We start from the raw sequence: 588 nt of genomic DNA on the forward strand, positions 1-588 counted from the left end.
CTCCAAGCCCGCGAGGTGACCGAAGACCGGCCGGCCCCCATTCCGCCCGTGCTGGTGGCCATCCTGCGCAAGCACATCAGCGAGCACGGCACGGCCAAGGGCGGGCGGCTGTTCAGCAACGAGCGCGGGGACGTGGTGGGTACGTCGTCGTATTGGCGGGTGTGGGAGGAGGCGCGGGAGTTCGCCCTGCCCCCGGATTGGGCAGCCTCCCCGCTGGCCGGTCGCCCGTACGACCTGCGGCACACGTGCATCACGCGGTGGCTGAACGCGGGGGTGCCCATCGCGGAGGTGGCGCGGCGGGTGGGCAACTCGCCGGAGGTCATCCACCGCAGGTACCACGGGTGCATTGACGGGCGCGAGCAAGCGGCGAACGACAAGATCGCGAAGTCACTGGAGGAGGAGGGCGACACGGCCTGAGAGTGTGTCGCGCATGTGTCGCGACCAGTGGGAGGGAGTGAGAAAGAGCGGGAGTCAGTGAGACTGACTCCCGCTCTCTCGTGCCGGCATTCGCCCTGGTCAACGCTGTGTTTGCGCTGGTGACCAGGCGAGTGCCCCCGGCAGGATTCGAACCTGCGCACACGGCTCCGG

General features: G+C 69.2%; 1 pseudogene. It reads left to right on the plus strand.

What is annotated here, in order from left to right:
* Positions 1-417 (plus strand): annotated as a pseudogene (locus KUM32_RS42265) (site-specific integrase); the annotation flags it as partial.
* Positions 418-588 lie beyond the last annotated feature (171 nt).

Source organism: Streptomyces sp. AC627_RSS907 (assembly GCF_019049165.1).